Origin of the sequence: Mycoplasmopsis anatis, from assembly GCF_900660655.1 — a bacterium.
GTDB classification, from domain to species: Bacteria; Bacillota_I; Bacilli_A; order Mycoplasmatales; family Metamycoplasmataceae; genus Mycoplasmopsis; species Mycoplasmopsis anatis.
The window spans coordinates 124119-146187 of the sequence record NZ_LR215035.1 but is presented as its reverse complement, the minus strand read 5'-3'; the positions used below and the strand labels follow the sequence as shown (position 1 = coordinate 146187).

Annotated in this window: 21 protein-coding genes; 3 read left to right on the top strand and 18 right to left on the bottom strand. The window is 27.8% G+C overall.

What is annotated here, in order from left to right; genetic code table 4:
- The gene (locus tag EXC66_RS00645) at nt 1-3522 is read left to right on the top strand and encodes an AAA domain-containing protein (protein WP_006886592.1); all 3522 of its coding nucleotides are present in this window, start codon (nt 1-3) and stop codon (nt 3520-3522) included.
- Nucleotides 3523-3524: 2 nt separating this feature from the next.
- On the top strand, nt 3525-3872 hold the full coding sequence (locus tag EXC66_RS00640; RefSeq protein ID WP_006886593.1) for an ArsR family transcriptional regulator: 348 nt from the start codon (nt 3525-3527) through the stop codon (nt 3870-3872).
- A gap of 100 nt (nt 3873-3972) precedes the next feature.
- Here the strand turns inward: EXC66_RS00640 and EXC66_RS00635 are convergent, their stop codons facing one another.
- From EXC66_RS00635 to prfA, 4 genes are all read right to left on the bottom strand, one after another.
- Complete coding sequence (locus EXC66_RS00635; RefSeq protein WP_006886594.1) at nt 3973-5229, bottom strand: CvpA family protein; 1257 nt, start codon at nt 5227-5229, stop codon at nt 3973-3975.
- An 11-nt stretch (nt 5230-5240) separates the two neighbouring features.
- The gene (def, locus tag EXC66_RS00630; RefSeq protein WP_006886595.1) at nt 5241-5789 is read right to left on the bottom strand and encodes a peptide deformylase; all 549 of its coding nucleotides are present in this window, start codon (nt 5787-5789) and stop codon (nt 5241-5243) included.
- A 427-nt stretch (nt 5790-6216) separates the two neighbouring features.
- Nucleotides 6217-6939, bottom strand: a complete 723-nt coding sequence (locus EXC66_RS00625) for a peptide chain release factor N(5)-glutamine methyltransferase (RefSeq protein ID WP_006886596.1) — start codon at nt 6937-6939, stop codon at nt 6217-6219.
- Between the two features lies 1 nt (nt 6940).
- A complete protein-coding gene (prfA, locus tag EXC66_RS00620; RefSeq protein WP_006886597.1) occupies nt 6941-8017 on the bottom strand; it encodes a peptide chain release factor 1 in 1077 nt (358 codons plus the stop codon).
- Nucleotides 8018-8119: 102 nt separating this feature from the next.
- Between prfA and EXC66_RS00615 the strand changes: the two genes are divergently transcribed.
- A complete protein-coding gene (locus EXC66_RS00615) occupies nt 8120-9073 on the top strand; it encodes a DNA-methyltransferase (RefSeq protein WP_112579171.1) in 954 nt (317 codons plus the stop codon).
- Between the two features lie 26 nt (nt 9074-9099).
- Here EXC66_RS00615 and EXC66_RS00610 read toward each other — a convergent pair whose 3' ends face one another.
- The 14 genes from EXC66_RS00610 to EXC66_RS00545 all read right to left on the bottom strand — a co-directional run bounded on the left by EXC66_RS00610 (nt 9100) and on the right by EXC66_RS00545 (nt 22037).
- On the bottom strand, nt 9100-9960 hold the full coding sequence (locus tag EXC66_RS00610) for a YhjD/YihY/BrkB family envelope integrity protein (protein WP_223213200.1): 861 nt from the start codon (nt 9958-9960) through the stop codon (nt 9100-9102).
- 169 nt (nt 9961-10129) lie between these two features.
- Nucleotides 10130-11566: an Asp-tRNA(Asn)/Glu-tRNA(Gln) amidotransferase subunit GatB gene (gene gatB, locus EXC66_RS00605; RefSeq protein WP_006886600.1), complete on the bottom strand. Its 1437-nt coding sequence runs from the start codon at nt 11564-11566 to the stop codon at nt 10130-10132.
- Complete coding sequence (locus tag EXC66_RS00600) at nt 11553-12884, bottom strand: amidase family protein (RefSeq protein ID WP_006886601.1); 1332 nt, start codon at nt 12882-12884, stop codon at nt 11553-11555. Before EXC66_RS00600 ends, gatB begins: the two co-directional genes overlap by 14 nt.
- Nucleotides 12884-13189 carry an Asp-tRNA(Asn)/Glu-tRNA(Gln) amidotransferase subunit GatC gene (locus tag EXC66_RS00595; RefSeq protein WP_006886602.1) on the bottom strand — a complete coding sequence of 102 codons (306 nt, stop codon included), beginning with the start codon at nt 13187-13189 and terminating at the stop codon, nt 12884-12886. Before EXC66_RS00595 ends, EXC66_RS00600 begins: the two co-directional genes overlap by 1 nt.
- Before the next feature lie 15 nt (nt 13190-13204).
- Complete coding sequence (locus EXC66_RS00590; protein ID WP_006886603.1) at nt 13205-14059, bottom strand: pseudouridine synthase family protein; 855 nt, start codon at nt 14057-14059, stop codon at nt 13205-13207.
- The gene (gene scpB / locus EXC66_RS00585) at nt 14059-14634 is read right to left on the bottom strand and encodes an SMC-Scp complex subunit ScpB (RefSeq protein WP_006886604.1); all 576 of its coding nucleotides are present in this window, start codon (nt 14632-14634) and stop codon (nt 14059-14061) included. Before scpB ends, EXC66_RS00590 begins: the two co-directional genes overlap by 1 nt.
- Nucleotides 14624-15355 carry a segregation/condensation protein A gene (locus EXC66_RS00580; RefSeq protein ID WP_006886605.1) on the bottom strand — a complete coding sequence of 244 codons (732 nt, stop codon included), beginning with the start codon at nt 15353-15355 and terminating at the stop codon, nt 14624-14626. Before EXC66_RS00580 ends, scpB begins: the two co-directional genes overlap by 11 nt.
- Nucleotides 15348-16100 (bottom strand): lysophospholipid acyltransferase family protein, encoded by a 753-nt coding sequence (locus EXC66_RS00575; RefSeq protein WP_006886606.1) that lies wholly within the window; start codon nt 16098-16100, stop codon nt 15348-15350. Before EXC66_RS00575 ends, EXC66_RS00580 begins: the two co-directional genes overlap by 8 nt.
- Before the next feature lies 1 nt (nt 16101).
- Nucleotides 16102-16407, bottom strand: a complete 306-nt coding sequence (locus EXC66_RS00570; protein WP_006886607.1) for a 4'-phosphopantetheinyl transferase superfamily protein — start codon at nt 16405-16407, stop codon at nt 16102-16104.
- 1 nt (nt 16408) lies between these two features.
- The gene (locus tag EXC66_RS00565; protein ID WP_006886608.1) at nt 16409-16825 is read right to left on the bottom strand and encodes a hypothetical protein; all 417 of its coding nucleotides are present in this window, start codon (nt 16823-16825) and stop codon (nt 16409-16411) included.
- Nucleotides 16816-18222: a glutamate--tRNA ligase gene (gene gltX / locus EXC66_RS00560; RefSeq protein WP_006886609.1), complete on the bottom strand. Its 1407-nt coding sequence runs from the start codon at nt 18220-18222 to the stop codon at nt 16816-16818. The genes EXC66_RS00565 and gltX overlap by 10 nt, the downstream gene beginning before the upstream one ends.
- A gap of 120 nt (nt 18223-18342) precedes the next feature.
- Nucleotides 18343-20121, bottom strand: coding sequence for a molecular chaperone DnaK (gene dnaK / locus EXC66_RS00555; protein WP_006886610.1), 1779 nt, complete (start codon nt 20119-20121; stop codon nt 18343-18345).
- A gap of 54 nt (nt 20122-20175) precedes the next feature.
- The gene (locus tag EXC66_RS00550) at nt 20176-21039 is read right to left on the bottom strand and encodes a nucleotide exchange factor GrpE (RefSeq protein WP_006886611.1); all 864 of its coding nucleotides are present in this window, start codon (nt 21037-21039) and stop codon (nt 20176-20178) included.
- A 2-nt stretch (nt 21040-21041) separates the two neighbouring features.
- On the bottom strand, nt 21042-22037 hold the full coding sequence (locus EXC66_RS00545; protein ID WP_006886612.1) for a heat-inducible transcriptional repressor HrcA: 996 nt from the start codon (nt 22035-22037) through the stop codon (nt 21042-21044).
- Nucleotides 22038-22069: the final 32 nt, after the last annotated feature.

The window sequence follows — 22069 nt, the reverse complement described above, 5'->3', positions numbered from 1 at the left end:
ATGAATCAATCAAATAGCTTTGTAAAAGATCCAGCTCAAAGATACGCGGCAATTTTAGATAACTTACTTGAAGTGACTCAAAATGATCCTTCAGTTTTTACTTCTCTTAACACAAATCATTTTTATGATTTCTATAAAATTTTTGGTAGGGAATACTTTAGTGCTTTAGTTAGAGTTAGTGCAACTAGTGGTGCTAAAATTGAACTACCATTCATTGAGTCTAACCTCTCAAGAATTAGAAAAGCTGCAGAAAGTATCGAGGAACCAAGTTTAATGCTTGAGTTATTCAAAAACAACGACCTTGAATTAAGTGATAACATTAAATCACAATTATTTTCAAACTTTGAGAACACTAAACCAAAATTAATCGAAAAAATTAGAGTTGATATTCAAAAGTCTGCTTTAAAATGAAAATTACTAGAAAGAAAAGCTCTTTCAGTTTTAGATGAAACAAACATTTGACCAATGCATTTAGGGTTTTTATATGTTTCTGTTTCTATCGATGAGAAAAAAATCTATGCACCGTTATTTTTTCATGAAGTAAGTATTGAATTTAAGAATGGTAGACCATTTTTGATTGTTCATAAAAATATTAAGTTAAATGAAAAACTTGTCTTTATTCTTAATAATGCTGGTTTTAATATTAATATTACTTTTGATTACTCAGGAATGTCTATTGATCAAATTATTTTTAGATTAAGTAGAGACTGAAATAATGTCTTCCCTCTTCCGGAGAATATCGTTTCACCATTTGAAAAGAAAAATCCGGATAGTATCAATAACAAAACTATTCAATTCCATACAGGTATGGTTCTAGGGATATTTCTTCCTGGTGGTGGTTATTCACGTAAAAGAATGAAAGAAATTATCGACAATGATGAGATCGATAAAATCTTTAATATAGATTTCCTTAAATCTGCTTATGCAAAAAAATTGGATAAACAAATTTTTACTGACAAACCTAAATTATTTAATATAACTAAAACTAACTTCTCACAAGATAGAGCTATTTTATCATCATTAATCCAAGATACTGTTATTTGAGGACCACCAGGTACAGGTAAATCACAAACAATTGTTAATTTACTAGCTAATATTCTATTTGTTGGTAGAACTGCTTTAGTAGCCTCACAAAAAAAGGCTGCTCTTGAAGTTATTAGAAACCGTCTTCAAGATCTAAGAATGTTTTGTTTGTGCTTATTGACAAGCAAAGATTTTAGTAAAAGAAGTTTTTATGAACCTCTTCAGGCTTTTATTGACTATTTAGAATACTTTAGTGAATTTAAATCTCTTCCTGCAGGCGGAAACCAAATTATTCAAGAAGATGAATTAAGATGAATCGAGTTAACAAAAGACATAAATAAGAGTCAATCAGTTGAAAAAATTCTTGATACCTATAGATTTTTAATGTCTAATTGTTATAAAACATTCAGCTCAAATATCAAAGAATCAGCTACTTGCTTAAGCGAAACTGGACTTAATAAAACTGATTATGATACTTTAAGAGCTTTAGCAAAAAATGTTGAGATGCCTCAAAGTGTATCACAAAGCGGTACAGTAGATTTAACGGAATTTGGCCCATGAAAAAGAGAGTTCATGAGGCTAAATGATAAATCAAATACTTTCACTAGATACACAAATCCAGAGAATTTTAAACACTACAGACAGCTAAAAAAACGTGCTAAAGAAATCGAAAACTTATTACCACGTAATTACTCAGGTCAAATTAGTGATTTCTTTATTAAAACTGCTTCTGTTTCTTATGAACAACTAGAATGAGTAGAATCAATTTCAAGCAGACAACCTGATTATAATCGTAATGAGTTAACAGAAATCGAAAACATTAAAAAAATGATGACTATTAATACGATTAAGAAAATTACGCGTTTCAGTGCTGAAGATTTACAAATGTATAAGGAATTCGCCGCTACAATTAGACTTGCGAATATGGACCCACATAAATTTATTAAAAACTATGGAAGAATTATTAAAAAAATAATTCCTGTTGTTATAACAACTCCTGATACAGACTTAAGTATTTGAGAAAGAGGAGAATTTGACTATGTAATCCTTGATGAATCTTCACAAATATTTATTGAAAAAGGACTTCCATTACTATATTTAGGTAAGACAAAGATTCTTTCTGGTGACGAAAATCAAATGCGTCCAACAAACTGATTCGGTGTTAGAAGTAGCGATGATACAATTTTTGGAAACGTTGAATCACTTCTTGATTATGCGTTAAGCTTAGGTGTATTCAAAATCTTACTTGATAAAAACTATCGTGCAAATCATGCATCATTAATGACATTCTCTTCAAAACACTTCTATAAATCTCAACTTGATGTTGTTGATGTAGCTGGAGCAAATGAACAAGATGCTATCGAAGTTATTCAAGTGAATGGTAAGTGGGAAGATAACAGAAACATTGTTGAAGCTAATAAGGCAATAGAGATTCTTAAAGAAAATATTGAAAAATACAAAAAAATAATTTTACTTTCATTCAACGCTAAACAAGGTGATTACATTACTAACTTAATTATTCAAAAATATCCAGATTTAGAAATGGCAATGCGTGAAAATAGACTTATGATTAGAAACCTTGAAAATATTCAAGGAGATGAGGCAGATTTAGTTGTAGCTACTATTGCATATGATAAAACAGCTAAAATTTTCTCTACATACGTAGGTCGTACAGGTGGTATGAATGCACTAAATGTAGCTATTTCTCGTGCTAAAGATAAAATGATTGTTATCAAGACAATTAAATCAACTGATATATCTAACAATACTAACAGCACAGATACAATGATATTTAGACTTTGATTGGAATTCTTAGAAAAAACTGATCAAGAAAGACGTGATTTTGTAAAAATCGCAATTAATCGTGGTAAAAACTCTGTAGTTTCTAATTATGAAAATAACATTTCTGACATAGTTGTTAACGATATTGATAAAGTTACTAGAAATAAAACCAATGTTGAATTGATTCAAAATTACTCAGTTGGTACATTAAATATCGGCTTAATGGTTTTAGTTGATAAAAAGCCATATAAAGCATACATTTTCGATGATTTTAGTTATGTTAAAAATGTGAACAACTTTATAGAATTTAAGGATAAATATAAATTCTTAAAATCAAAGAATTATGATGTTAAGTTGGTAAATATAATCAATTGATCAATAATTAAGAACAATGAAATGAAGTGATACGAAGACTCAGAAATATTAAAATTCATTAATTCAAATTATGGTGCAAACAATTTTGTCAGAAATGATGATGACCAAGAAATTGAATTAAATCTTTCTGATGACTTTTATAATGAAAATAGCAGAGATATTAACGAATTATCCAAAGAGTGAGCACTATATTTTAATGAAGATGATAAACAAGAACAAAATGATGAAACAATTGTTCCTGAAGTAATAAAAAAAGCTACTAAAGCTAAGGAAGATAATGTTTTAAGACCTACCAAGAAAAATTCAACCAAAAAGAATAATAAGAGTACAAAGGACAAATAACATTGATTAAATTAGAAGATTTTTTTAAGGTTTGTTCGTCTAAATTAAATTTACAATTATTAATTCATTTATATTTATGTGAAGAAAATGAGTGTAATGTACAATCTCTTATCGAACTTACAGGTCAAAAACAAGCTAATGTATCAAAACATTTCATGTACTTAAGAAAACTAAAATTAGTTGAATCATTCAAAAAGGGTGCTAGTGTATATTATAAGTTACATCCAGAATTTAAAAAAACTTATTCCAAATACCTTGATCATATATCACTTGATAAAAATTACTCAAAATTTGCATGTGATTGTATAGATTGAAAAAACATTAAAGAAAATATGTTGCATAATCATTAATCAACCATTATGGTTGATTTTTATTTTTGTTTTATATTAAAAACCAAGATACAAGCTCAATACTATTAGAGCTTGTATCTTGGTTTTTGAACAACAGTAATTAGTTATTTATATTTTTTAATTCAGCTGCTTTATTGATAATATCTTTAAGTTTTGTTCCGATTTTATCAAACTGAATATTTGTATTTTCTCCAATTTGATTTTTAACTAAAGTAATTCCTAAATCAACGATTTTAACACCATTATTTGAAAGAGATTCAATTCCTTCTTTTTCAACAACCGATAATATAGCATCAATTTGTTTTGATTCACCAAAGTGTTTTCTAGCATTTTGAACTAATTCAGAAGTAATTTCTTGAATTTGTTCTTTTGTTATTTCATTAACATCAATCTCAACAAATTTGTTGATATTTTCTGCTATTTGATTATTGGTTTTAAGTTCTTCAAAAAATTCTTTGTTATCACCAATTAACTCTTCAAGAATTTTATTATCTATAATAGTGCTATTGTTTGGATTAGATGGTTGTGGTTCAGGGTTGTTTGGGTTAGATGGTTGTGGTTCAGGGTTGTTTGGGTTAGATGGTTGTGGTTTAGGGTTATTTGGAGTGTTTGGTTGAGAAGGTTGATTTTTATCAACATTTGTGTTGGTATCAGTTTTATTTGGTTCTTTTTTGTTATTTTCTTCAATCAATTTATCTAACAAGTTCCCGATTGAAGGATCATTTAAAAGATTTTTTGCACCTTCTTCCCTTTCTTTAGGGTTATCACTATTTATTTTATTCATATTTTCTTGAAACTTAACTAAAGCTTCTACAACACCTTCAGCACTGTTAGCGGTACTAAAAGTAACTCCTAAACTAAGTGCTCCAACAAATTTACTCATTCCATTATCATATTTAGTAATTGGGCTAATTGCAGCTGTTGAAATCGCAGCTAATGGAACTGCTCCAGCCATACTTATTAAACCATAAAATGGTCTCATGGTAGATCTTTTAACTTTTTTTCTAAACAATCCTAATATACCAGAAGCAACCATAAATAATATTAGGCAAATTAAGTGAATAAATAATGCTAAATAACCTACTAGGGTATTGACTAATCCAGAATCTTTAAGCATTCCACTCTCATCGGCTTTTATTAATGCGTTTGAAATAGATGGTTTAACAAGAACAGAGATTATAGCTGCAACAACTAAAGCCACAAAAATGATAGCAACATTAATAATGTTGGCGATTAGTCCACGTTTAAATCCTCATAAATAACCTAAAACAAGAACTAAAATAAATCAAATAATCATTATTGCTGTAGTATATTTAAACTCAACAATTTTGCTTAATGTATTAATTAAATCTTGCATATCTTTCCTTTCTATAAGTATTTACATTTTTCTTTTTTTCTTCAAGGATGTTTTTTACTAATATGATCGATAAAAAGTTTGCCATCCAAGTGATCTAATTCATGTTGCATGACAATAGCGACGTAGTCTGATACATCATAGGTAACTTCTTTTTGCTGAAAATAACTATAAGCCTTGACAACTATACGATTCGCTCTATGGATATAACCTTCTTGATTTGGTCAACTATCATCAACACTTAAACAACCTTCACCTTCAGCGAGTGCATTTAATAATAATGATTTATTTAAAACTATAGGATTAAATAAAACATCTCTGAAAATAGTTTTATCTTGATAATCCTTAACATGAATATAAAACACTCTCTTTAATATACCGTATTGCACGGCAGCAACTCCAACAGCAGGCCTGAATTTTGTATTAGGTTTTTGACTATCATCAACATGATAAATCATTCTCTCAGCTAATTCAATATCTTCATCTGAAAGAGGAATTGGTACATCTAACGATTTTTCTCTTAATACTTTCCTTGGTAATTTAACTAAATTTATCTCATACATTCTTTAATTATATTAAATAATTACAAAATTGCAATCTAATAAAATTTCAGTTTAATAAAATCTAGACATTAGAAACCATTTTTACATCGTTCACATTAAACATTGTTTTATAATCGAAATGATTTAATTAAAGATACATTTTATTAAAATACTACAGTGAATTAATTTATAAAAAAATAAATATGCTCTATCTAGCTTATTTTTAATCATAGACATGATTATTAAATATTATAGATTATCAAAACATATAAAACCCAAGAAGATTACAACAATCAATGTTGATACATACTTATACTCTTTATAAACTTTTTTTATGTAAAACTAAAACTGAGCAATTTTATCTATAAAGATATCAAACTCACTAAAAAATAGCTAGTGATATTAAAAAAGTTATAAAAAATGTGAATAATTAAATTCACACCTTACTTTAATCTATAATAATTTTAGCAAATCTTTCTTTACCATTGATATCTTTAGTAATTTCTAGATTATATGCATATTTAAGTTCATTTCAAATATGCATATGTTCTGGGTTAATCTCAAAATAAATTTGTCCATGCCTTTTTAATGCTCATGTTGATTTTGAAAGAATTTCTTTATAAAAGAAGAAACCATCATTAGGTGCTTTTAGAGCAATTGCTGGTTCAAATTTTTCAACTGACTCAGGTAATTCTTCCAAATCAGATAAATAAGGAGGATTAGAAATAATAACATCAAATGGTTCCTCAAAAATTAATTGAAATACACCTGAAAACAAGTTACTTAGTCTAATATCAATATCAACTTTATTAGTTTGTGCATTGACTGTTGTTTGCAAAATAGCATTATTATCAACGTCAACTGCTATAATTTTTAAATCTGGACGATGTTTTTTAAGAGCAATAGAAATAAAACCTGAACCACAACCTATTTCTAAAACTTTTGCATTTTGAGGAATTTCTTTAATAGCTTTAAGGACCAATTCTTCTGTTTCGTATCTAGGAATTAAAACATTAAAATCTAAATAAATTCTAACATCGGCTAGTTCAACATACCCCATAATTTTTTGAACAGGCATTCCTAAATCTAGCTTTTTTTGTTCTTCATCAGTAATTACTTGTTCTAGTCCATATCTTCTTTTTTCTAATAATAAATCTTCCCTAGTTGGCATCTTATAAACCTGCTTCTTTAATTTTTTCGTTTTGTTCTTCTGTTAATAAAGCATCAATAATTGAGTTTATTTTTCCGTCCATAACTGGAGATAAACTTGTAGAGAAACTAATTCTATGGTCAGTAACTCTATCTTGAGGATAGTTATAGGTTCTAATTTTTTCACTTCTCGCACCTGATCCTGCAAGTTTTCTATATCCTGATTCTTCTTCCAATTTCTTTTGAATCTCTAAGTCATAAAGTTTTGACTTAAGAATTCTAAGTGCGATTTCTCTATTTTGTATTTGAGACTTTCCTTCTTGACATGAAACAACAATACCAGTTTTAAAGTGTGTAATTCTTACAGCACTATCTGTTGTATTAACTGATTGACCACCATTACCACTTGAACGGAATACATCTACTCTTATATCTTCTGGTTTAATTTCAATTTCAACATCATCATCAATTTCAGGCATAACTGTAACGGTTGCAGTACTCGTGTGAACTCTTCCTTTAGTTTCTGTAACTGGTACTCTTTGAACTCTGTGTACACCACTTTCAAACTTTAGTTTTGAATACGGTTTTTCGCCTGAGACAGAAAAGGTTATCAATGTAAATCCCCCAGCCTCTGCTGGTGTAGAGTCAAGTGTTTTTCATCTTAAATTATTTTGATCACATCATTTTGTATACATTCTGAATAAATCACCAGCAAAGATATTAGCCTCATCACCACCTGCTGCACCTCTGATTTCAACGATAACATCACGATTATCATTTTCATCCTTAGGTAAAATTAGAATTTTAAGATCCTCAGTTAATTTAGACATGATCTCTTCAGAACTAGCAATTTCCATTTTAGCTAAACTAACTAACTCTTCATCCTTTTCGTGTAACATCTCTTTAGATAAAATAAGATTGTTTTCTGCTTGTAAATATGAATTAAATGCTTCGACAATATCTTTAATTGAGTTGATTTCTTTTGTTATTTTTGTGTATTTTTTTATATCTGAAACAACTTCAGGGTCAAGGAGTTGTTTTTCCATTTCATCGTGTTTTTCTTTAATTTTTAATAATGAGTTATACATTGTTTGTTCCATAGTTATTTTATTATAGCAAAATCAAAAATTTTAATATTATAAAATGAGTATGACTCTTAAATTAGTAAAAAATAATTAAATTAATCTATAATTTGTTTAATTATGTTAAACAAAGAGAGATCCACAAGAAATAAAACTATTGATTTTACTGTGAAACAACTAGAAAAAGAATTAATAAGAGTTAAAAATATTGACAGCGATATAGAAAAATTGGATAATGTTATTAATTCAACAATCAATGGTGATACATTTAAAATTTTAGAAAAATTACCTAAGAATTCAATTGATTTATGCATTATTGATCCACCTTACAACATTTCTAAAAAATTCAATGAATTAAACTTTAGTAGAATGAAAGACGATAGTTATGTTGAATACACAAGAAAATGAATCAATTTAATTTATCCATTATTAAAAGAAACTGCAACTATTTATGTTTGTTGTGATTGAAAAACAAGTATGATAATCGCACCAATTTTAGCTGAAAAATTCTATATACAAAATAGGATAACATGAGAAAGAGAAAAGGGTCGCGGTTCAAAAAATAACTATAAAAATAGTATGGAAGATATTTATTTTTTAACTAAAAGCAAGAATTTCTACTTTAATGTTGATTCAATCATGCATCGCAAAAAAGTTATTGCTCCATACAAAGAAAATGGTAAGCCAAAAGATTGGAATCAAACTGAAATCGGTAATTTTAGAAACACTTATCCATCAAATATTTGAACAGATATATCAATTCCATATTGATCAATGCCTGAAAATACGGCACACCCAACTCAAAAACCTGAAAAATTAATAGCCAAGTTAGTTCTAGCATCTTCAAAAGAAAATGATGTAGTTTTAGATCCGTTTTTAGGTTCGGGAACTACTTCGGTTGTTGCTAAAAAATTAAACAGAAAATACATAGGAATAGAATTGGATCAACAATTTTGCGCTTGAGCTGAATATAGACTTGAAAAAGCTGATCATGATAAAACTATTCAAGGTTATGCAGATGGAGTTTTTTGGCCTCGTAATTCTTTAAGTGTAATAAAAAAATTTAAAAAATAGTGCATTGTATAAAATACACTTTAATTTTAAAATTTTCATATTGCTTTTTTTTGTAACGTTCTCTGCGATACAAAAATCTTATAATATGATTCATTAACTATGATTCCTAAATAAATGAAATAACTGTAAAAACTTATAAAGACTGAAATGTATAAAAATATTCCTAGTGGTCCGTATTTTTCGTATTTAAATGTTGTATTAAGTGAACCAAAAATTAATACTAAAATTCAAATTGGTATGGTAGCAAGTAATGAACCCGAGTAAACTTGCGACACTTTTAATTTAAATGATGGGACAAATTTATAAAGAAAAATAAAACCAATGTATAAAAATACTAATGAACTTATTTGGAAAAGAACAAACGATTCTCATTTTTTATACTCTAGATCGTCATTAAAAGTAATAAATAAAGAATTTAATAATTTAAGAATTATTACTCAAATGGAAATATATAAGGAAATTAAAAGAACTATTAACAAGCCTTTAATTCTATTACCTAAAAATGTTCCTAAATATTTATGACCATAAATATAGTTGTATGACGTTATCATTTTGCCATAACCTGCGCTGCTTAGTCATAAACAAGATAATGATAAAACAGCAAGCGGAATATAGCTTAAATAACTATCAAAACTACTTGGAAGAAAATCAATAACACTAAGAATTCCAGGTATTAAATTTGATAGAATTTCTTCATAAAAATATTTATTAAATTGGATATGTCAAGAAAATATCGAGAGAATAAAATAAACAATAATTACAATTGGAACAAATGATAGTAAGAAATAAAAGCAAGAAGATATTGGAATAAATTGAAATTCTTTTGAAGAAAATTTTAAAAATGTCCTATTAATTATTGTTTCTCTTTTTTGTTTGTTTCTATGCATTGTTCGAAACATTGTAATAAATAATATTATTTTGATTATAAATTTACAAATAATTTCATAGATATTTATTTTAAATCTTGGTGGTCAAATTATATTATGATTAAATTTTTCTTTTTTAACTTCTCTAAATAAACTTTTAGTAAAATCACAGTTATTTTTAAGATATTTTTTATAAATTGAATTTTTTTTGGAGAATTTTTTTAGTAACTTCATCAGCTATAGTTGGAGAAATTTGACCATCAGTTTTTTTCATCGCCAATCCTAAAATCATTTTAAGAACTCTTTCGGGACGATTTGGATATTCTATTACGATATTTTCACTTTGTGAAATGATTTCAGAAATTATTTGATTGATTAAATCCAAGTCAGAGATCTGCTTCAATTTATGTTCATCAAGTAAATCATTGATGTCACCATTGAAATCTTGTAGAAGTGGTATTAATTTTTTGATTGATTTCCCTGAAATAATTTCTTGTTCTAATAATTCAATAGCTTTTGTAATATTTTCAGGATTAATATTCAATTCATAAGCATTTAACGATTTTGAATTAGCTAATGATACAACTTCAGCAAAGAAAATTTTTGCTAACTTAGTTTTATCAGGGTAAGATATGCTATCAAAATAATCAGCAAGTTTTAAATCATTGTTTAGACTTTGGATATAAATATCTTGTATTTCATAAGACTTATATCGCTTGAATCTTTCAACAGGTAATTCTGGTAACTTTATAGATTCGATAAACTCATCTGAAATTTTAATAAATGGAATATTTGGTTCTGGAAAATATTTATAATCAGTTTGACCTGTTTTAACTCTCATTGTAATTGTTGAATTACTTTGATCATCAAAACGCTTAGTTTGTTGAAGAATTTTTTCATTTTTGAATAACTTTTTAGCTTGATCTATAATCTCAAATTCAATTGCTTTTTTAATATTATTAAGCGAGTTCATGTTTTTTATTTCCACTTTAGTACCAAATTCTTTAACACCTTTTGGTTTTAATGAAATGTTGATGTCAGCTCTAAGTGAACCTTGTTCAAGTTTTGCATCACTTATTTTTAATGCTAGTGCTGTTTTTCTAATAGCGTCGACATATGCGGCAGCTTCTTCAGCTGAACTCATCACTGGATTTGAAACAATTTCAATCAGAGGAACACCTGCTCGATTGTAATCAAGTTTTGTACCATTTTCATCATGATGTTGTCTAGCAGTGTCTTCTTCTAAATGAATTCTTTCAATAGTCACTTGTTTAATTTTGCCATCACCAAAGATAACATCGATAACACCGTTTTGACCGATTGGTCTATAAAATTGTGTTATTTGGAAACCTTTAGGTAAATCTGGATAAAAATAGTTTTTTCTGTCAAAGTGCATCTCGCTATCAATTTCCATCTTAAGAGCTTTTGCTAATGCAATTGCATATTTAACTGCTTGTTTATTAATTAGTGGTAAAGTTCCTGGGTATGCTAGATCTATTTGATTAACTGTTGTATTAGGTTCTGCATCAAAGATATTTTTAGCAGGAGAAAACATCTTTGTCTTGGTATCTAATTCAACATGAATTTCCACACCAATAACAACATCAAAATAATTATTTCAATTCATTATTTCCTCCTAAAATTTCTTCAAATCATAATGAAATTGATAGCAGTTTTTCATCAGTATAAATCTCTGAATCAATGGTTATATTAAAAGGTAACTCTTGATTTTTTCCAAGAGGTATTGTAATTGAAGGGTTACCAACTAAGTTTGAACCAGTTAAAATGTATTCCATAAAATCATAATTCTTATTTTTTGAAAAGTCAATAAATGGAGCTATAGCTGCACTTGCTGGATAAATAACAACATCAGCGCTTTTATGTAAACTAGTTAAATAATCTCTAATTACTCTTCTTACTTTTTGAGCTTTTTTGAAGATTTCTTCTTGATTTTTGCTATATAAATAGTAACTTCCAAGAGTTAATCTTCTCTGAACCATTTTACCAAAACCGCTTGTTCTAGTATTGGTCATGATTTCATTTCAATCTTCACCTGTTTTTCTCTCACCAAATGCAATACCATTTAAATTAGCTAAGTTAGCAGATGCTTCAGAGTAACTTACAATATCATAAACTGGTTTAATATTTCTTAAAATTGTTAAGTCAGGTTTAACTTTTTTAACTTTAACACCATTATTTATCAATTTTTGGATCAAATTATTATATGAATTTAAAACATATTCTTCTAAGAACCCGTCTAATTCTAGAGCTACCACAATATTAGGTTTAAGAGAATTAAGTTCCTCCATTTTAACCTTAATTGTAGTCATATCTTTGTTGTCAATGCCAAAAGTTGCTTTTGAAACCTCAAAAATGTCATTAACATTATGAGCAAAAAATGCAACAGTGTCTAAAGATGAACAATATGCGAACATTCCATAACGTGATATTGCACCATAAGATGGTTTAAAACCTACTTTTCCATTATATGATGCTGGTAATCTAACACTATCACCGGTATCACTACCTAAGGCAAATGAAACATTATCAGTTAGTGTAACAATAGAACCAGATGAAGAACCACCGCTAAGTCTTTCTGGATCTAGTGGGTTTCTTATCAAACCAAAACCAGAGTATGTTCCTGTACCGCCTAAAGCTAATTCATCTGAATGAACTTTAGCAACTGGAGTAGCTCCTGCGTTTAATAATTTTTGGACTACCTCTGCATTATAATGTGGTTGAAAATTTTCCAAAATTCTGCTTGATGCATTTGTGACTGCATCATCAGTAGCAAAAACGTTTTTAATTGTAAAAACTGAGTTTGATAAATTTCCTTGAGGATTTAAGTTTTTAGCTTGATCGTATATGTATGAAACTGCATTATTTTTGTTGTTTGCTAATTCAACTTTAGCTTTTTCAAAATTTCCTAAAACTTTAACACTCATTATTTAACCACCTTCTTAGTTATAATAAAATCTTGGTCTGATTGAGCTGCATTTGTAAGAATGTGTTCTTTTTTAATTGCTCATGAATCATCTTCAATGTCTTCTCTAAAAAAGTCAACTTGATAGTTCTCATTAATATGAGTCATTGGTTTAACATTATCAGTATTAATTAAACTCATCATTTGAATGTATTTTTGCAAAACTTCTCAATCTTTTAGAATTTCTTCAACAACTTCTTCAGTAGGTTTAAGCATTAAGCTTTCTGCAATTTTATACAATTCCTCTTTTGTTATGCTTTTGTTCATTTCTTTCCTTTCTGACTATCAATTAGGTTCTTTAAGATATTCATGGTCATTTAAATACTCGAATTTCCCTGTCATATTTTTAAATTTTATAGAATAAGCATGAAGCATTAAACGATTAAATTTCTTCCCACCGTATTTGTGATCACCGTAAATTGGATAACCCAAATATGATAATGTTGCTCTTATTTGATGTTTTCTTCCTGTTATGATTTGTGCAAATTTTCTGTCTCTAATCATGAAGAGCTTTGTAGTGAATTTTTTTGCATTTTCAACATAATCTTTACTTACTTTCATCTTTTGTTTTGAGTTATCATGAAAAATATAGCCATTCACTATCAAATTATCCATATTAAAATCACTCTTGAAAATATAAGTCTTTTCAATATTTTTTGCATTTTCATTTAAATAATTAAGTGTTTCATAATTTTTAGCATAAAGCATTATTCCACTAGTTTCTTTATCTAGTCTTCCTACATGACTTGGAATAAAACTGTCAACTTTTTTATATTTTAAATAGGATAAAACTTGTTCATCTAAACAATTATCTTCACTGTGAATTGCAATTTTTTCAGGTTTATGTACTAATAAAATATTTTCATCCTCATAAATAGGATGAAAAAGTATTTTTATTTCTTTTTTATTTTTTTCTTCAACATTTTTTAGATCTGAAAGTCCGTAAACCTCAATTAAATCTTTTTCTTTAATAACTTGGTTTTTATTAACATTTCTTAAGCCATTTATTTTAATGTCTTTTTGACGAAAAACTCTTTCTATTCTACTTACAGGTACATTATCAAAATATTTTATCAAAAGCTTAAAAACGGTTCTGCCTTGATCATTTTTTGTTGCATTAAATTTTATGTATTCCATTAGAACTCTTCTCTTTGACTTTCAAATAAATCATATTCGGTTGCGTTTTCTTCAGTACCTTCAACAAAATTAAATTCTGTTAATTTTGGTAATTCAGAAAGTGATTTAATTCTAAAGTAATCATAAAACTTATTAGTAACTCCATACAGAACTGGATGTCCAACAGTTGGAGAAATCCCTACTTCTTCAACCACTCCTTTAGCTAGTAAGGTATTTAAAACTTGATCGGATGAGACACCACGAATACTTGCGATTTGTCCTCTAGTAATTGGTTGTTTATAAGCAATAATCCCAGCTACTTCAATTGCTGCATTCGAAAGTTTTTGTTTTCTGATTACGTTAACAATTTTAGAAATATACTCCTTAACACTTTCACGAGTTGCTAATTTATAAACTTCATTAAATTCAACCACTTTAAGTCCTCTATTAGACTCATTATATTTTTTAATAAAATCATTAATAACTTTTTTTGCTTCAACAATATTATTTAACGAAAAAAGTTCTTTAATTTGTTCAAGAGTTAATCCTTCATCTCCTTGAACATATAATGCAGCTTCTAAAATATTATCTTTCATATTCGGGTCCTCTTTTGAATCTTAATTCAGCAAATTGATCATCTTGTTCGATAATAATTATTTGTCTTCTAGCCATGTCTAATAATGCTAATAGAGTTATAACAAAATGATTTAATGAAGGTAAATTAAATATTTGATCAAAGGTTACATTTTCATGTTTATCAAAAATATTTTTAATGTAACTTTCTTGATCTTTTGGAGTTAACTTAAATGTATCCAGTTTAGCTAGAGCTAATTTTTGTGCAAATCTACGCTCAAACATCTTTCTTAGCACAATAATTAACTTTACTGGATTAGATGTACCATCTAATTTTGAATTGTCCTTTTCTAGAATGAATTGATCTAGATTACTCATTTCTTTAATAAAAATATCGTCACGTAATTCTTCTTTTTCCTTAAGAGTTTTACTTACTTCTTTAAATTGTTTATATTCTAAGATTTGTTGTAAAAGATTACTTTTTTCTTGTTCAATTTCTTCTTGTTCTTCAGGACTATTTAAGAGCAATTTAGACTTTAATTGAATTAAAGTTGCAGCCATTACTAAATACTCGGATGCAATATTAATATCTGAATCTTTTAAGTTATTTATTATTTGTAAATACTGAGTGGCTAATTCAGCCATATTTATTTCAAAAACACTAATTTTTTTATCTTGCACTAATGATAATAAAAGATCAAGTGGTCCATCAAAATCGTCAAGTTTTATATCAAAATTATCCATTGTTTAATCCTGATAATACAATATCTCTAATTCTTTTACCAACAGCAACTGGATCTTGAGTTATTACCGCGTTGGCTTTAATTAGTGAGTGAACAATAATTTTTATTGTTAATCTATTTTTTCTTTTTTTATCAAAAGCTTGTTCACTATTTATGATTGTAATAGGTAAGATAGGTAAATATTTCATAGCAGCGATTTTGAAGGCACCTGCTTTAAATTCACCAATTTCGTTTGAATTTGGAACTCTAGTACCTTCAGGGAAAATAACACCGTAAGTTGATGATCTTTTTACATATTCACCAAAATCTTGAAGAGTTTTATAAGAATCTCTGAAATTTTGTCTATCAATAGAAAAAGTATCAAGCAAGCTAAGTCCATTTCTAATTAAACGTTTTTTAAGTAATTCTTTTTTTGCAACAAAGGTTGGCATTTTGTGTAATTCATCACCTTTTTCTTTGTTAAGCTCAAAGAGTTTCATTAATACTACTGAATCAATATTTGATTTATGATTAGGTGTTAAAATTACTCCACCAGTGTTTGGTAAGTTTTCAATACCTTCAATTTCCACATCAATTCTAAGGAGTTTAAGCATTTTTTTACTATATTTAATCATTTTATCAAGTCTAACTTGTTGACTTGCTAACTCTGGGGTTTTACGGTATTTTCTTGCCAAAGAGTTAATTTTATGAAATCTTGCTAATCATACTGGCGCAAAAAATATTTTCTTTAATGTAATTAAATTCATTTTATCCTTTCTTAATTACAAAAGCAACAAGATTATCTCCATCGTCGCTAGTGCTTATATGAAATTTATCATGTTTGTAGGTTAATTTTTCTTTAGTTATGTTTATTTTATTAAAGGTTGAATAACTATTATCAGATTTAAATATCGCTTCCTTAATCGCTCAATGAACTGCAACATATTTAACTTTTTTCTTGATTTCACTAATTTTTTGATACTCAATTAGTTCATCAACACTTAAAATTCTATTAGCAATTTTTTCATGATTGTTAATAAAACGTGAAATTTTTACAATATCAACACCTATCATATTATTTAGATATGGTTAAAGTAATTTTGTAATCTCCGACTTTAGAATCCAAATCTTCTTGCTTAGTAGTTAAAATATATTTAAATTCAATAACGTCAATTTGATTATCTCTTGAAACATTAAAATCTGTTAGATATGTTCAAATATCAAAATTTGATACTGGAGAATTTGGTGTAGCTTGAATATTAAAAACATTTAATATTCATTCATTCATTCGAAGTTTTAATGTAGTTGCACCAGCAAAAATGTTTATTTCATTTTCATTAAATTCAATTCGATTAGAAACCCCTTGAGAAGGTTCAACAAAAGTGTATGCTTCATAACCAAAATCATTATCTTTTTCTACACTTGCTGTAAAATTAGTTACTAATTCATCTGAATTAACAGGCTGAGCAACAGATAAAAACTTTATTTTCATTTTGATAACCTTTCTTTAATTTGAGATTCACCAAATAAATAAATTGCCTTAGCTAATTCAGGTCCATGTTCTGAATATGTAGCAGCTAATCTTATTGGCATGAATAATTTTTTACCTTTAACACCACAAATTTCTTGAGTTTTGTTTATAGCTGATTGAATTTCATCAACATTAAAATTAGATTTATTAATTAGCGAACTAAAAGTTTTGATTACCTTCATTTCTTCTTCGTTAAATTCATGGCCAAATTCTAGAGCTGGATTTTTATACATTTCTAAACTTTCATTTAGTGAATTAATGCAGTATGCATTTTGTTTATATGTATCAATAAATAAATCAACTCACTCTTGATCAAATTCATTTATTTCGCTATTCATCAGTGACTTTAATAATGAATTATCAATTTCTTTGATATATTGTTTTGAAAATCATTGCATTTTTTGAATATCAAATTTTGATGGTGACTTACTCAATCTATTTGGATCAAATTTAGCAATAATTTCTTCTTTAGTCATCTTTTCAGATGCGTCAGAACTAGTTCAACCTAAAAGTGATAGGAAGTTAAATACTGCATGTGGTCAGTATCCTTCATTTTTATAGTCCTCAATAAATTGTTTTAAACTAAGATCACGTTTAGAAAGCTTTTGACCTTCCATATTTGTAATAATAGTCATATGTCCAAAACTAGGTGCTTCTCAATTTAGCATTTTATAAATTGCCAATTGTTTTGGAGTATTACCAATATGCTCCTCGCCACGAAGAACATGAGTAATTTCCATATCATGATCGTCAACAACTACAGCAAAATTATAGGTAGGATATCCATCAGATTTAAAAATAACTCAATCAGACAAATCATTTGAATTAAAACTTATTGGACCTCTAACAATATCATTTCAAGCATATTCAACATTTTCGGGCATAAATAATCTAATTGAATACTCTCCGGCAGCATCTCTTTTTTGTCTTTCCTCTTCAGAAATTTTTAATCAATTTCTGTCATATCTAAATGATGGAATTCCTTTAGCATCACTTTCAGCTTTTTGTTTTTCTAATTCTTCAGTTGTATCATAAGCTTTATAGGCTAAATTTTGCTCAAGTAAAATATCCGCTACTTGTCTATAGCGTTCTAATTTTTCGCTTTGACGATATTTTCCATATTTTTCATTTGGTTTAAGTGGAGACTCATCTGGAATAATTCCTAATCAAGCTAAATTTTTAAGTTGACTCTCTTCTCCACCTACAACATTACGCTTCACATCGGTATCTTCAAGTCTAAAAATAAAATCTCCATTAAAATGTTTAGCATAAAGATAACAGAAAAGCGCTGTTCTTGCACCTCCAATGTGTAAATATCCAGTTGGACTTGGTGCATATCTTGTTCTAATTTTTTTCATAATTACATTCCTAAACTACCCTATATTAATTAAGTTTTTAAATTATATTAAATTTTTATATATTATTTTATTAATATTAGGAATATAAAAAAAGTCAGCATAAGCTGACTTAATCATATATTATTCTTCAGTAATTGTTGGTTCATCTTCATTAGCTGAACTACTTGATTGTTGTGATGCGTAGTTAGCAAAATTCTTCATGACATTTTCAATTTGATCTAATTTTTCCTTTAATTGTGCAATGTCTTTTTTCTCAATTAATTCCTTAAGTTCTTTAACCATTTTTTCTGATTCTTCTTTAGCTTTAGCATCCATTTTATCACCTTGTTCTTGGTTTGCTTTTTCAATTTGATTTACTAGTGCTTCAGCTCTAACGATTGTTTCAACTTCTTCTTTACGTTTATTATCTTTTTCTTTATTTTCTTCAGCTTCTTTAACCATTCTGTCTATTTCTTCTTCGCTTAATTTTGAAGAATTTTCAATTTTAATTGATTGTGCTTCATTAGTTTTCATGTTTTTAGCTGTTACTGTTGTAATACCATTAACATCAATTGAGAAACTAACTTCAATTTGAGGAACTCCACGAGGTGCAGGTTCAATTCCTGAAAGATTGAATTGACCTAATCTCTTGTTATCGCTAGCCATTTGTCTTTCACCTTGAACAACCATAATTGTTACCTCAGTTTGATTATCTGCTGCTGTTGAGAAAATTTGTGATTTAGTGACTGGTATAGTTGTATTTCTTGGTATTAATGGTGTACTAATTCCACCTAAAGTTTCAATTCCAAGAGTTAAAGGTGTAACATCAAGTAAAAGAATGTCTTGAACATCACCAGCTAATACCCCACCTTGAATAGCAGCACCAATAGCAACAACTTCATCTGGGTTAATTGAACGGTTAGGAGTTTTACCTAAAGTTCTTTGAACCATATCTTGAACAGCAGGAATTCTTGTTGAACCTCCAACAAGTAAAACTTCATCAAGTTCACTAGCTGTAATATTAGCTTCTTTTAATGCATCTTCAATAGGTTTTCTAGTTTTATCAACTAAATAAGCAGTCATTGATTCAAATTCACTTCTTTTAAGTTCTAAATCAACGTTAACTGGACCATCTGCAGTAACTGTTAAGAATGGTAAATTAATGTTTGCAACTGATTGATTTGATAAGTCAATTTTAGCTTTTTCAGCAGCTTCTTTAAGTCTTGCTAAAGCCATTTTATCAGTTGATGGATCATATTTGTGTTGAGCTTTAATTTTTTCAATTAATCATTTAACAATTTCATTATCTCAATCATCACCACCAAGATGGTTATTTCCACTTGTTGATAATACTTCAAACGTTCCTGATTCTAATTCAAGTACTGAAACGTCAAATGTACCACCACCTAAATCGTATACAAGAACTTTCATTGATTTATCAGTTTTGTTTAATCCAAAAGCAAGTGCAGCAGCAGTAGGTTCGTTAATAATTCTTTCTACTTGAAGACCTGCAATCTTACCAGCAATTTTTGTAGCTTCACGTTGTGCATTATCAAAGTAAGCAGGAACAGTAATAACAGCTTTTGAAACTTTTTGTCCCAATTTCTTTTCAGCATAATCTTTCATGTAAGATAAGATCATCGCTGAGATCTCTTCAGGTTTATAATCTTTATTATTTACATGTACTGTTTTACTTGTTCCGATTAATCTTTTAATTGAGGCAACAGTATTTGGATTAGTTTCAATTTGTCTTTTTGCTACTTCACCTACGATGATTTCATCATTTTTAAAACTTACAACAGATGGTGTAGTTCTTTTACCATTAGGGTTTTCTAAAACAACTGGATTAGTTCCATCCATGTATGAAACAACTGAGTTTGTTGTTCCTAGGTCAATTCCTAAAATAATTTCTTTTTTCATGTTTATCTCCTTTTAGACAATAATATTCTATCACATTTTTAGCAATCAAAATAATTAATTGCTAATTTTTTTATATAAAGTTACAGTCGCTGGTTTTATAACTCTACCATTTAATTTAAATCCATAATTATTTAATTTTGCAATACTATTAGTTGCTTTTTCACTTGATTCAATAAAATCAATTGCATAATGGAATTCAGGATTAAATTCTTCATTTTCATTTGGAATAATTAAATCAATATTATGATCATTTAATGTATTTATGAATTGATTTTCAATCATTTTAAATCCATAAATAAAATTCTTCAATACTTGGTTATCTGTATTCTCGGTAGCTTTTATTGCCAATATAAAATTATTAAATGGGCTAATAAAATCTTCAACAAAACCTTGAAGAGCAAAGTTTTTAATTTTCTCTTTTTCTTCAGCTAATTTAGCATCATTTTGCTCTTTTTTGTTTTTTAATTCTAGATCAGCTTTTGCAGTCATTTCTTGAATTTTTAACATATATGCTTCACGAGATGATGCAATTTCTTTATCTTTTTCAGCAATTTGTTCTTGAAGAGATTTGTTTATTTCGCTTAATTTAATTGCTTTCATGTTAAGATTAATTAATTCTTCTTCAATTTTCTTAAGCATGTTTTGGGCTTTTGTTAATTTAGCATCAGTTATCTTAACAACGGCATTTTTACCTGCAAAATTTTCATTTCTATAAGATTTAGGGAATGTTAATCTCACTTCTAAATTAGGAAAAGATTTTCTATTAATTAAATATGAATCAAAATTATCTAAATATTCATTTTTACCTACTGTTATTTTTGTAGTTTTTGTATATTCAGGAATTTCAACATCTTCTATAAAGAGTGAAAAATTTCCTTCCAAAATGTCATTCGCTTGAATTTTTTGCATTTTTTTCATAATTATTTATCTCCATTTCTTTTACGCAATAATTCTTCCAATATATGTATTACTGCTCTCATTTGAGTAAAGTCGCTTACAGTTGAACCAACAACACTAACTTCACGGATAGGACTTTCACAATCTATTCTTTTAGATATGTATGTACCTTGACGTGAAACCGAAATTTTAAGTTTTTCATCAGACTCAGATTCTTTTTCAATAAATTCTCAAATAGAATGATTTTCAATAACATTTAGCATCTCATTTAAATCAACCCTTGAAATACTATCACTTAAAATAATGTTTTGCTTACCATATATATTATTTTTAAAATCAGTTTTAATCATAAAAATATCAGTAACAAAGCTTTGAATTAATTCCTCATAATTTTTAACTGCTTGAGCTAAAATATCCTTAAGTGCATATGTTCTTTGAGGTAATTCGTAAATTGGTGAGTCTATCAAACGCTCATTAAATAATCTAACTGCAATTCTTAAATCATCCATTAAATGCTTAGTTGTATCTAATGTTATAAATTTGGAAAATACTTCACCAGTTGAAATAACAAGTACTATAGTTGCGCTATTATTACTAATAGGAACAAATTGAATTGTTTTAAGTAAAGCTCTTGAATTATCAGAACCAGTAACTAGCGTTAAACCAGTTGATTCACTTATTATTTGTGCAGCATCTTCAACAGTTTTATCTATATTTATATTTCTTTTGTTAAAAAGTTGCTTTAGTCTTTTGATCATTTTATCTTCGTCTGTTAAAGATAGATATTTAGCATAGTAATCAAGTCCTTTAATTGTTGGAATTCTTCCTGAACTTACATGAGCTTTTTCTAAATATCCAAGTTGCTCCAGCTCATTCATTAAATATCTAACCTTTGCACTTGAAAAATCAACATATCCTCTGTCTAAAATTAAATTAGAACTAACAGGCTGAGAATTTTCAATATATATTTCTATAGTATGTTTTAAAATTTCTTCATGTTGAGTTTTTAATTTTTCCATGATTAAATTATATATTAAATTATAAAATTTAG